Source organism: Mesorhizobium sp. M4A.F.Ca.ET.090.04.2.1 (assembly GCF_003999085.1).
In the GTDB taxonomy this organism is placed as follows: Bacteria; Pseudomonadota; Alphaproteobacteria; order Rhizobiales; family Rhizobiaceae; genus Mesorhizobium.
The window spans coordinates 1-9786 of sequence record NZ_RZOT01000197.1 but is presented as its reverse complement, the minus strand read 5'-3'; the positions used below and the strand labels follow the sequence as shown (position 1 = coordinate 9786).

Here is a 9786-nt window from a genome sequence, read left to right as displayed (position 1 = left end):
CAACCCCGGCGGGGGGTGCCACGGCCCCGTCCCTGCCTGTCCGCACTGTTTGCCGGTTTAAAGCGGCAAGGCCGCGAGCATCAACCCGACCCCGCCGGCGATCAATATCGCAGCCGCAAGAGCCTTCCGGTGGCGTTCGAATGCCGTCGGCGCGCGATCCCAATTGTAACGCATACTCGTCACCCTCTCCCCAGACGCCGGCGATTCCATAGCTTACTTAAGGGAAAGAAGGCAACACCCCCCGTTTTCGTCAGCTTGCCGGGCAATGGCGTCAACTGTCATCTGCGGCCATCGATGGTTCCGGGAGATTGCCGTGAAGAAGGCCTGCGAAAAGCCGGTATCGAGCAAGCGCGAGAAACTATCCGCCGTGACCGCCGCGACGCAGACTTCACGCGGGTGATTTCCCGCACCAGTCGGGCCGAAGCCCGTCGTCGCCTGGGCGGTCAGGACGATGGACAGCATCGTCCTGCCGCGCTAATGGCTCTCCAGCATTCTTGCATGGACTGGAGGCCCCATGGCTGAAATCGCATCTGGAATGGTTCTGCGGCTGGCCGACGATGCATCGGTGCAGCATGTCGGTGATGGTGCGGTCGTGCTTCTGGCGCGCAGCGGCCAGCTCTATACTTGCAACGGCACTACTGAAGCCTTTCTCGATAAGGTCGACGGCGCCCGCAGCCTCGACCAGATTGTCGATCTGCTGTCCGACGAGTTCGAGGTCGACAAGGCCATGCTCGACCAGGACATGGCGGCGCTTGCCGCTGAGCTGGTGGCGGAAGGTATCCTAGCCGACCCGGGTGCATGATGGCTTACGGGCTGCTGCGGGTGTTGTTTCGCGCCCATCTGTGGATCAGCGCGCGGCTGATGCCGGCCCTCGTCGGCAAGCGCGATTTCGAAGCGATGTTGAAATGGGCGCCGCTGACATCGCCGACACCCTATCGCGGCCTGCCGTCCTCCTACATCGTCGCCAGCGTCAACCGTGCGGTCAGGCATCCCTGGCTGATGCGTGATCGAAGATGCCTGAGGGAGGGCCTGCTCGCCCATCGCTTCCTGCGTCTCGCTGGCTTCGACCCGGACCTGCGCTTTGGTGTCGATCCGCAGTCGATGCACGCGCCGCGCCTGTCGGCGCATTGCTGGGTCTGTCTCGATGGCCGGCCGGTGGTAAGCGATAGCCTCCCCGGCATGGTGGAGATCTATCGCCATCATGCCGAATCTGGAAAGGCGCGTGCCGCTTGACCGCGTCCATGAGCTACGCCCTTAACGGCCAGATCGTCGCCATTTCGGCCGAACGCGCCGAGCTCTGGCGCGATCTCGATAGGATGCTCGCGGGCCTGAGCGCCGCCGAACCCGTCGAAGCCGGCTTTCGCATCGACATCATCGAGACGCAATCGCTTTCCGAGACGCCCGAGGGGACGCTCGCCTTCGACGGCGAGGTGCCCGAGGACGGCCATTGCCGGATGATCGATGGCGGCGACGTCCTTCACCTGGTGTTTCCCGGCCGCCAGACGCTTTCCATCCGTGCCGGCGAGCGCCGGGCCGAAATCCGCACGCGCCCCGGTGTCAGGATCACCTGGACGGCGTGGATGCTGGTGCTTGATGCCGCGCTCGACGCGGGTGGGCAGTATATGCTGCACACCGCCGGCCTGACGCTGCCGGGGAGCGACGCCGTGGTCCTTATCCACGCCCCGAGCGGCACCGGCAAGACCACGACCTCGCTGGCGCTGGCTTCGCAAGGCTTCGGCCTCTGCGCGGACGATTCCATGATCCTCGATGTGGCGCCGGACAAAGCCGCGGCCTGGGGCTTGCCTCGCCATGTGAAGATCCACCGCAAGACAGCCGAACTTGTCCCTCTCGTCTCGCCCTGCCTCGGCCCGTCGTGGGACCGCAATGGCGAACAGGCCGTGTCGCTCGAGCGCCTCGGCCAGATCCTGCGCGTCGAAAGCGTGGTCGCCAGGCCGGTCTCGGCGCTGCTTCACCTTGCCCGCTCGGCCGACGGCGAGAGCAGGCTCAATCCCATGGCCAGGACCGACGCCATGGTCGCGCTGGCCGCCGACAACGTCAGGACCGGCATGACCGGCCTGCTGCCACTGCAAAAACACCGACTGGCGACGATCGCCAAACTGGTCACGACGGTGCCGACCTTTACCCTGGAGGTCGGCGCGCGACCTGCCGATGCGGCGCGGTTGATCCGGTCCGCGCTGGCGCTCGCCTGATTCACCGCGGGCCTTCGGCGCGCTCGCCAAAGCGGCGCATTTCGAAGGACTTCTGCCCGAGCCGCAGTCGGCCGAACGCGCGCTGCCAGCGCGTCAGCTGACGCGCGAAACCATTATAGGCAAGATGCGCGATGCGGCCGTCGGCACAATCGAATTCGATCATCCCCCACCGCCTTGCCGGCGGTTCGCCAGTCGCCGGGCCGAGCCTGCGGATGGGGTACGCCAGCCGGGCCAGCTTCCCGTTTATCGGCACATGGAGCGCAACGCCACGCCCGACCACGCGCCAGATCCTGGCAATATGGGCGCTCGACCATTGACTGCCGACCACCACCGGCTTGCGGCCGAGTTGCGCCCAGGTGAAGTTCCCTTCCGGCTGCCGCACGCCTTCGAGCCTGCCGGCGCAGTGATCGGGCGCGGCCTCCGCCACCAGCAATTTCATCCCGCTGGCCAGTGCCCGCGACAGCGTCGCCGTCGAGTGCCAATCGCCAGGAGAGAATGCGATCTGCGCCAGGATGTCGCCCTCGTCGAAGCCCGACGTCATCTTGTGCAGGCTCACCCCGCCATGCGCCTCATACTGCTCGTCGACGACGAGCCGCGCGATCGGATGCGGGCCCTTGTAGTTGGGCAGCAGCGCCGGATGCAGGTTCAGTCCGCCTTTCGCGAACAGCTTCAGCAAGGTCTCGGGAATAAGCGTGAGAAACCCGAACGTGATGAGGACATCGGCGTGGAAGCCGGCAAGGCGCTGGCCAAGCGCGGCCCAGTCGTACGGGCGGCTGAATTCGATCAGCGGCACCTCGGTGGGGATAAGATGCCGCTTCAGCACGAGCTTGCGTTTGCGCCGCCGCCGCCAGGTGCTGAAGCTCGACTGTTTGCCGGGCCGCGGACCAGGCACGACAAGCGCGGCGATGTGATGGCCTTTCTCCAGCCAGCCGGCGAGCATCGGGGCCGTGATCGGCGTTATTTCGATGATGAAGACGGCCGAGATGGGTCTGTCCGGGGCTGCTGTGTGATCAGCCACGATACGGCCTCGGCCTCGCTAGCCGCTGGATCCAGCGGAACGCGTCGCGGCGCAGCCGCGAGCGCATCTTGTCCCTTGAATTGACGCCGAGCAGCGTCTCGCGGGTAATCAGTCGCCTGGCGAGCCGGATGCCGAGGTCGGGCTTGACCCGGTTGGCAAGGTCGAGGGCGCGCGCCTCGTCGAAAAGCCTGCCGGTCACGTCGAGCACAGTCGCCAGTTCGAGCTCGATGCCGGTCATGCGCGCGGCATCCAGCAGCCGCGCTTCGGCCGCCGCCGACTGCAACGCCCGCACGCCTTGCAGCACGTCGACACAGAGCTGCAGCCGGTGGAACTTGTGTCCACCGGCCGCATGCACGATGGCGATGGTCAGCAGCGCCGCCGGCGTGTCGGTTCCGTCGCCGTCGATGGCCTGCAAGTCGCGAAAACCCAGCGACAGCCGCCGCCGCATGCCGGAATCATGAACCAGATTGCCGTGCAGCTCGATCAGCAGGCTGGAATTCTCCTTCTCCAGCCATTTGAACTCCTGCAGGTCGTGCGAATGGGCTTCGCCGCTGCAGAGCTCGAAGCCGGAGGCGGCGATCACCCGGTTGGCCTCGTTGATGCTGGCTGGCTCGACCAGGATGTCGATGTCGGTGAAGGGCCGGTCCGAGACATGTTTGTAGAGCTTGCGCGCGAACACCGGCCCCTTGACGATCCGAGCCGGAATGGCCTTCGCCGCAAGCGCCTTCATGATGCGCTCGCCATGATATTGCAGCAGCATGGACTGGCCGGTGACCAGCGTCGATGCCTCGCGCAGTTCGGCCAATCTCGCTTGCAGGTCAGCATCCTGGGGCAGATGCGCATCGCCTGTTTCCCGCAGTTTGCGCAGCATGATCGGCAGCACGCCGTGGAACTCGGCATTGTCGAGCAGCGCCAACAGGCTTCTTGCCGTGGAAGCTACGGCCAGCTCTGCCTCGGGGTCAGCATAGGTGAGCAGCAGTTTCTCGTCGGCGGGCGCAAGTGGTGGCAGCATCAACCCGGTCGGTGTTTGCGCATTGGAAAACAATGTTGCGACAAGGTTGCAGAAAAGCGCCTGGGAAGCCAGCGCAGCAACAGCTTCGACTGGGATTTGATCTGGCGAGGGCAGAAACCCAGCGTTAAAGTCCCCAGCGTAGCGCCGCCGTGTGCACCGGCGCGTCCCACAATGCCGTCATCTCGTCGTCGAGCAGGGTCAGCGTGATCGAGCAGCCGGCCATGTCGAGCGATGTCACGTAGGAGCCGACCAGCGAGCGGGTCACCGTCACGCCGCTCTTCCCGAAGATTTTGCGGGCGCTGTTGTACATCAGATAGAGCTCCATCGACGGCGTGCCGCCGAAGCCGTTGACGAAGAGCAGCGCCGGCCCTTTTGCCCGCTCGCCGAGGTCGCCGGCGATGGCTGTGCAAACCTCCTCGGCGATGGCATCGGCGCTCTTCAGCGCGTCGCGCCGCCTTCCGGGCTCGCCATGGATGCCGACACCGAACTCCATCTCGCCGTCACCCATTTCGAAGGTGGGCCTGCCCGCCGCCGGCACCGTGCAACTGGTCAGCGCCACGCCCATCGAGCGCGTCGCGCCGTTGACGCGTTCGCCGAGCGCCTTGAGCTCGTTCAGCGCCATGCCTTGCTCGGCCGCCGCGCCGACCATCTTCTCCACCACCAGCGTGCCGGCGACGCCGCGCCGGCCGGTGGTGTAGGACGAGTTCTCGACCGCGACGTCGTCATTGGTCACCACCTGCATGACGCCCTCCGACATTTCTGCAGCCATGTCGAAATTCATCACGTCGCCTTCGTAGTTCTTGACGATGAACAGGCAGCCGGCGCCGGTGTCGACGGCCTGCACGGCGGCAATCATCTGGTCGGGTGTCGGCGAGGTGAACACCTGGCCGGGGCAGGCGGCGTCCAGCATGCCGTGACCGACCAGCCCGCCATGCAGCGGCTCGTGGCCGGAGCCGCCGCCCGAGATCAGCGCCACCTTGCCGGGCTTCAGCACCTTGCGGCGGACGAATTTGTGGTCATCGCCCAGCATAAGGATATCCGAATGGGCGGCGACGAAGCCGTCAAGGCTCTCGGTCAGCACCGTGTCTACTGCGTTGATGAATTTCTTCATGGCTGTCCTCCCGGAACAGTCTCGAATTTGTACGCAATTCCGAACGGAAAACCGCGGCACACTTTTCCTGGAATTGCTCAGTTTAGCCGCTGCCCTTGCCGGCGATGCTGGTGATCTTCTGGATGAATTCGTTGATCGCCCGGTCGAGTGCCGCATTCTGCTTGTCGTCGCCGAAATCCGGCACGATGAGCGAGACATGGCGTGTCTTGCGCGGCCCGGAAGCCGCCGACATCTTGCCGGGATGCGCCTGATGATAGGCGGCGAGGAACTGGTCGCGCTCGGCCGGGCTGAAATGACACACGGAAAAGATAGCCGGCAAATGTTTTGAGGGGATCGGGATCGAATAGGCCGGGCTGGAGATCTGTGTGACGAAGCTGCGATGCTTGCCGAGCGCATCGGCGAGCCGCTGTCGCATACCGGACGGCCGCTGGTCGATAACCAGCGACAGGATCGTCTTGTAGGCGCGGATCGCCTCTTCGGAGTTCGCTTCGGGTAGCTTCTCCATCTTCGCCACGCCGCCTAGACCGGGACTTCAGCGATGGCCGCCTTGGCCATGGCGAGTTGTGCTGGGGCGACCGAAAGGTCGCGCAGGCCTGCCTCGATCAGTGCCGGAATGGCGGCCGGATCGCCGCCCGCATCGCCGCACAGGCTCACCGGAATCCCCTTCTCCCGTCCGAAGCGCACCACCGCTTCTAACAACCTAAGAACCGCCGGATGCCGAACCGAGTTGAGGTAGGTGACGGCGGCATTGTCTCGGGCCGCCGCCATCACATATTGCGTCAGGTCGTTGGAGCCGATCGAGAAGAAGGCGACGTTTGCGAAAGCTTCCGGCGCAATCGCCACAGAAGGCACCTCGACCATGATGCCGAGCGGCGGCATCGTGTGCGCGACGCCGCGCGCGGCAAGGCTCGCCTGCTCCTCCGTGAACAGCGCGGCGGCCTGGCTGTATTCCTCGGGCGTGGCGATCATCGGAAACATGACCTTTAGATTGCCGTGGATGGCGGCGCGCAGCAATGCCCTGATCTGCACCCGGAAAATGTCGCGCCGCTTGAGCGACAGCCGGATGCCGCGCAGGCCGAGAAAGGGGTTGGTCTCCTCGACGGTGAAGCCGGCAACCGGCTTGTCGCCGCCGGCGTCGACGGTGCGGATGGTCACCGGCTTGTCGCCTGCCCATTCCAGCACCTTGCAGTAGGCATGATACTGCGTCTCCTCGTCCGGCAGCGCCTTGCCGAACAGGAACTCCGTCCGCATCAGCCCGACGCCGTCGCAGGTCGAGATGTCGATGCCATCGACGTCGGAAGGGTTGGCGATGTTGACCTGCACGCGCACGGCGGTTCCCGCCTTGGTCACCGCCGGCCGGGTCAGGAAAGACTGCGCCGCGCCCAGGCGCGCGGCGAAGGAGGACGATGATTGCCGGAAGGCGTAGATCTCGGCCGGTGAGGGCGAGAGCACCATCCCGCCGTGCTCGGCATCGAGCAACGCCATGCCTGCGAGGCTGGCCGGGAAGGTGCCGAGCCCGACCACCATTGGCACGCCGCGCGCACGCGCCAGCATGGCGACATGGCTGGCGGTGCTGCCGGCCCTGAGCGCGATGCCGCCACCGGCGCTCCAGTCGATTTCGAGGAAGCGCGTCGGCGCGATGTCCTCTCCATGGAAGATGGCGCCGAGGGGTGCCGTGGGTTCCCCGTCCTCGCTCAGCGCACGCAGGACCTGGTCGCGTATGTCGCGCAGATCAGCGGCGCGTGCGCGGAAATAGTCCTGGTCTGACGCGTCGTAGCCGGCGATTTCGGCGTCGAGCGCCGCCCGCCATGCGACATCGGCGGCCTGGCCGGAGCCGATCGAGGCGAAGGCCGGCGCGCTCAGCGCATGGTCCTGCAGCATGGCGATATGGAATTCCAGGATGCCGGCGGCATCGCCGTCGGCGGTTTCGATCATTGCGCTGAGCCGGCTTACCGCCTTGCCGATCGCGGTCTCCAGCGCCGCAATCTCCTCCGCCGCGCTCGACTTGCTTGTGTAGGCGGCAGGCGGCCGGTCGAGATCGAACAGCGGCCCTTCGGCATAGCCCGTGGAGGCTGGAACACCCTCAATCCGCATGGCCCGCGTTCCTTGCGGTTCCGGCCGCATGCGAGTCCGTCTCAAGCGGACCGGGCATGGTCCGCTTCCTCGTCGAAATCACGCTGCACGAGATCGACCAGCGCTTCGACAGCTTCGCTCGCGCCGTCGCCCCTGGCGCGGATGTACAGCAGCGTTCCCTTAGGCGCCTTGGCCGCCATGACCTTGACGATGCTCTTGGCGTCGAACCAGGGACCGTTGGCGGCCAAGGCCACTTCCACCTCGGCCGCGAACGACTTGGCGAGCTTGGTGAACTTCACCGAAGGGCGCGCGTGCAGACCCACATCGTGGGTGATCAGGACCATGGCTTCGGCGGATGCGGACATGCGGTCGGGTTCCCGTTCATTCACGACGGCGAAAGTTCATGCGCCGTCGCCACCACTTCCTTGAGCGAGGCGCCGCCGGAGGCTTCCGTCGCCGCCATGACCGCGCCCTCGACGATCGGCGCGTTGCACACAACAATCCTGTGCGAGCGCGGTTCGCCGATCATTTCGACCGCCATCTCGCTGTTGGTCTCGGCGCCGCCGAGATCGACGAGGATGGCGACGCCCGCCTCCGACCAGGCCTTGTCGATGGCGCCCATGATCGCCTCGACACTGGTGCCGAGCCCGCCATGGCCGTTTCCGCCGCACCATGCAAGCGGCACTTCGTCGCCGACCATCTGGCGCACCATGTCTGCGGTGCCTTCGGCGACCAGCGGCGAATGCGAGACGATGACGATACCAACGTTGCTCATCAGCGGTCCTCGACGGTTTCAGCGACTGCGCGTACCAGAAGCGCGGTCGAGCGTGCCCCAGCGTCCATATGCCCGATCGAGCGATCGCCCAGGAAGGAGGCGCGCCCGCGCAGGGCCTTCATCGGCACAGTCGCGTCAGCCGCGTGATCGGCGGCATCGGCGATTTCCGTGCCTGTCTTGCCTTGCGCCAGCGCCTCATACACCGGCTGCAGCACGTCCAGCATGGTCTTTTGTCCAGGTTGCGATTTGCCCCGCGCCGCGACCGCCTCGATCGCCCTGCCAAGCGCTGCCGTCAGCGCGGCGCGGTCAGGCGTGCCCGGCAGTTCCTTGCCGAGCGCCATGAACAGCGTGCCGAACAACGGGCCAGAGGCCCCGCCCACGGTCATCACCAGCTTGGTGCCGATCGCCTTCAAAGCGTCCGGCAAGGGCTTCGCGGCGATCGCCTCGGCGTCGGCCCGCACCGCCTCGAAGCCGCGCTTCATGTTCAGCCCGTGGTCGCCGTCGCCGATCGCCTGGTCGAGCCCGGTCAGTTCCTCGGCATGCGCCGCGATCGTGTCCGCCGCCGCCACGATCAAGTTGGAGAAATCGGATGCGGCCATTCTCTGTCCTTCATGCCGGGGCGAACATGGCCGCCACGGCCACAAACACTTCCGCCACCGCGAATGCGCCTGGATCGGCGACGCCGTCAAGCTGGCGGCCGATATAGGCGGAGCGCCCGGCCTTCGCTTTCTGCATCGCGGCGGTGGCCTCCGCTCCATGCCGCGCGGCCGTCGCGGCTGCTTCCAGCCCGCCTGTATCGAGCGCCTTGAGCGCCGGCTCCAGCGCGTCGACCATGGTGCGGTCACCGACCTTTGCGCCGCCGTAGAAGGTCATCCGGTCGAGGCCGGCGAGCAGCGCCTTGGGCAGAGCCGCGCCAAAACCCAAATTCTGCGCCGCGGCGGTGAAGAAGATCGACAAAAGTACACCGCTCGAACCGCCCATCGCGGTCCCCAGCGTATCGCCGATTGCCGCCAGCGTTGCAGCCCGGTCGGCAAGCGGCAGCGTGTCGAGACGCTCGAGGACGCTGCGCGCGCCGGTCGCCACCGTCGACCCGGTATCGCCGTCGCCGGCCTTGGCGTCTAGCCCGTTCAAGGGCTCCTCCAGCGAGATCAGCTTCTCGCAAACGACGGTGATCAACCGCTCGGCGGCGGTGTCGCGGCTCGCCGCCTTCGCGGTGGCGTGAACCGCCGGCTTGGCCGCCGCCACGACGACCGGCTGGCGAACCGGCTTCGTCGGCAGCCAGGCGTGCGGACCGACCGGCGCCAGCAGCGCCGCCTCGCGTTCGGCATCCAGCCTGATCAGCGACAGCGAGAAGCCGTTCATGTTGAGCGCGGTCATCAGATGGCCGGGACCCACCGTCAGCGTCACCGCCTTCGCCAGCGGCGAGGCGAGCACCGCATTGGCGATCAGCGACATTTCGAGCGGCGGCAAAGGACATTTTTTCGCTCGGCATCTCGCTCTCTTCCTGCTCGATCCCCGGTCAGGCGCATGAGGATCGCTTCGGCGCCGACGATGGCGAGCTCGGGCTCGGCATCCATGGCGAGCCGG

12 protein-coding genes and 2 pseudogenes are annotated in these 9786 nt (G+C 66.2%); 4 read left to right on the top strand and 10 right to left on the bottom strand.

Features of this window, described 5'->3' with window-relative positions:
• Window positions 1-213: 213 nt before the first annotated feature.
• Window positions 214-462, bottom strand: a complete 249-nt coding sequence (locus EN781_RS15745; RefSeq protein ID WP_126056842.1) for a hypothetical protein — start codon at window positions 460-462, stop codon at window positions 214-216.
• A gap of 52 nt (window positions 463-514) precedes the next feature.
• Here EN781_RS15745 and EN781_RS15740 point away from each other — a divergent pair, with 52 nt between their 5' ends.
• From EN781_RS15740 to EN781_RS15730, 3 genes are read left to right on the top strand one after another with little or no spacing between them, the layout of a single operon-like run.
• Window positions 515-802, top strand: coding sequence for a PqqD family protein (locus tag EN781_RS15740; protein ID WP_126056841.1), 288 nt, complete (start codon window positions 515-517; stop codon window positions 800-802).
• Window positions 799-1233: a lasso peptide biosynthesis B2 protein gene (locus EN781_RS15735; protein ID WP_189347601.1), complete on the top strand. Its 435-nt coding sequence runs from the start codon at window positions 799-801 to the stop codon at window positions 1231-1233. Before EN781_RS15740 ends, EN781_RS15735 begins: the two co-directional genes overlap by 4 nt.
• A gap of 8 nt (window positions 1234-1241) precedes the next feature.
• The gene (locus EN781_RS15730) at window positions 1242-2210 is read left to right on the top strand and encodes a serine kinase (protein WP_126056840.1); all 969 of its coding nucleotides are present in this window, start codon (window positions 1242-1244) and stop codon (window positions 2208-2210) included.
• A 1-nt stretch (window position 2211) separates the two neighbouring features.
• Here EN781_RS15730 and EN781_RS15725 read toward each other — a convergent pair whose 3' ends face one another.
• The 9 genes and pseudogenes from EN781_RS15725 to EN781_RS15685 all read right to left on the bottom strand — a co-directional run.
• Window positions 2212-3228, bottom strand: a complete 1017-nt coding sequence (locus tag EN781_RS15725; RefSeq protein WP_126056839.1) for a formyltransferase family protein — start codon at window positions 3226-3228, stop codon at window positions 2212-2214.
• Complete coding sequence (locus tag EN781_RS15720; RefSeq protein WP_126056838.1) at window positions 3221-4240, bottom strand: nucleotidyltransferase family protein; 1020 nt, start codon at window positions 4238-4240, stop codon at window positions 3221-3223. Before EN781_RS15720 ends, EN781_RS15725 begins: the two co-directional genes overlap by 8 nt.
• A 124-nt stretch (window positions 4241-4364) precedes the next feature.
• On the bottom strand, window positions 4365-5351 hold the full coding sequence (dhaK, locus tag EN781_RS15715) for a dihydroxyacetone kinase subunit DhaK (protein ID WP_126056837.1): 987 nt from the start codon (window positions 5349-5351) through the stop codon (window positions 4365-4367).
• Window positions 5352-5433: 82 nt separating this feature from the next.
• Window positions 5434-5856, bottom strand: coding sequence for a hypothetical protein (locus EN781_RS15710; RefSeq protein WP_126056836.1), 423 nt, complete (start codon window positions 5854-5856; stop codon window positions 5434-5436).
• 14 nt (window positions 5857-5870) lie between these two features.
• Complete coding sequence (gene ptsP, locus EN781_RS15705; protein ID WP_126056835.1) at window positions 5871-7445, bottom strand: phosphoenolpyruvate--protein phosphotransferase; 1575 nt, start codon at window positions 7443-7445, stop codon at window positions 5871-5873.
• A 41-nt stretch (window positions 7446-7486) separates the two neighbouring features.
• Complete coding sequence (locus EN781_RS15700) at window positions 7487-7789, bottom strand: HPr family phosphocarrier protein (RefSeq protein WP_126056834.1); 303 nt, start codon at window positions 7787-7789, stop codon at window positions 7487-7489.
• 20 nt (window positions 7790-7809) lie between these two features.
• Window positions 7810-8199 carry a dihydroxyacetone kinase phosphoryl donor subunit DhaM gene (gene dhaM / locus EN781_RS15695; RefSeq protein WP_126056833.1) on the bottom strand — a complete coding sequence of 130 codons (390 nt, stop codon included), beginning with the start codon at window positions 8197-8199 and terminating at the stop codon, window positions 7810-7812.
• On the bottom strand, window positions 8199-8798 hold the full coding sequence (dhaL, locus tag EN781_RS15690; protein ID WP_126056832.1) for a dihydroxyacetone kinase subunit DhaL: 600 nt from the start codon (window positions 8796-8798) through the stop codon (window positions 8199-8201). The genes dhaM and dhaL overlap by 1 nt, the downstream gene beginning before the upstream one ends.
• Window positions 8799-8808: 10 nt before the next feature.
• Window positions 8809-9669: pseudogene (locus EN781_RS15685) on the bottom strand (DAK2 domain-containing protein); the annotation flags it as partial.
• Between EN781_RS15685 and EN781_RS15680 the strand changes: the two are divergent.
• Window positions 9645-9786: pseudogene (locus EN781_RS15680) on the top strand (dihydroxyacetone kinase subunit DhaK); the annotation flags it as partial. The pseudogenes EN781_RS15685 and EN781_RS15680 sit on opposite strands and share 25 nt — an antisense overlap.

Excerpts from the sequence above, each read along its gene's own strand:
- EN781_RS15745 (WP_126056842.1), bottom strand. The coding sequence starts at position 462 with ATGCTGTCCATCGTCCTGACCGCCCAGGCGACGACGGGCTTCGGCCCG.
- EN781_RS15740 (WP_126056841.1), top strand. The coding sequence starts at position 515 with ATGGCTGAAATCGCATCTGGAATGGTTCTGCGGCTGGCCGACGATGCA.
- EN781_RS15735 (WP_189347601.1), top strand. The coding sequence starts at position 799 with ATGATGGCTTACGGGCTGCTGCGGGTGTTGTTTCGCGCCCATCTGTGG.
- EN781_RS15730 (WP_126056840.1), top strand. The coding sequence starts at position 1,242 with ATGAGCTACGCCCTTAACGGCCAGATCGTCGCCATTTCGGCCGAACGC.
- EN781_RS15720 (WP_126056838.1), bottom strand. The coding sequence starts at position 4,240 with ATGCTGCCACCACTTGCGCCCGCCGACGAGAAACTGCTGCTCACCTAT.
- dhaK (WP_126056837.1), bottom strand. The coding sequence starts at position 5,351 with ATGAAGAAATTCATCAACGCAGTAGACACGGTGCTGACCGAGAGCCTT.
- EN781_RS15710 (WP_126056836.1), bottom strand. The coding sequence starts at position 5,856 with ATGGAGAAGCTACCCGAAGCGAACTCCGAAGAGGCGATCCGCGCCTAC.
- ptsP (WP_126056835.1), bottom strand. The coding sequence starts at position 7,445 with ATGCGGATTGAGGGTGTTCCAGCCTCCACGGGCTATGCCGAAGGGCCG.
- EN781_RS15700 (WP_126056834.1), bottom strand. The coding sequence starts at position 7,789 with ATGTCCGCATCCGCCGAAGCCATGGTCCTGATCACCCACGATGTGGGT.
- dhaM (WP_126056833.1), bottom strand. The coding sequence starts at position 8,199 with ATGAGCAACGTTGGTATCGTCATCGTCTCGCATTCGCCGCTGGTCGCC.
- dhaL (WP_126056832.1), bottom strand. The coding sequence starts at position 8,798 with ATGGCCGCATCCGATTTCTCCAACTTGATCGTGGCGGCGGCGGACACG.